We start from the raw sequence: 329 nt of genomic DNA, 5'->3' as shown, positions 1-329 counted from the left end.
GCCGCGGAACGTGTAGATCGACTGGTCGGGATCGCCGAACGCAACCAGGTTGCGGCCGTCGCCGGCGAGCGCGTGCAGCAGCCGTACCTGCGCCGGATCGGTGTCCTGGTACTCGTCGACGTACACGGCGTCGTACTGCGCGGACAGTCGGGCCGCGGTCTCGGGGCGGCGGGCGAGGAGCACCGCGCGGTGGACCAGTTCGGCGTAGTCGAGCACTCCCTGCAGGTCGAGCACGTCGAGGTACTCGGCGAGGAAGGAGGCCGCCGCGCGCCAGTCGGGGCGGCCGATGCGGCGGGCGAAGGCGTCCAGGGCGTCGGGGCCGAGGCCCA

At 73.3% G+C, this 329-nt stretch carries 1 protein-coding gene; it reads right to left on the bottom strand.

Going from position 1 to position 329, the window contains the following annotated elements; all coding sequences use genetic code 11:
• Positions 1-329 (bottom strand): UvrD-helicase domain-containing protein (locus ACLZOT_RS51055; RefSeq protein ID WP_416976123.1); only part of this gene is annotated, 329 nt, incomplete at both ends.

Source organism: Streptomyces sp. 4F14, from assembly GCF_048159485.1.
Classification (GTDB): domain Bacteria; phylum Actinomycetota; class Actinomycetes; order Streptomycetales; family Streptomycetaceae; genus Streptomyces.
Note: the sequence above shows the minus strand (reverse complement) of the source record. Positions and strands in the feature narration are given on the sequence as shown.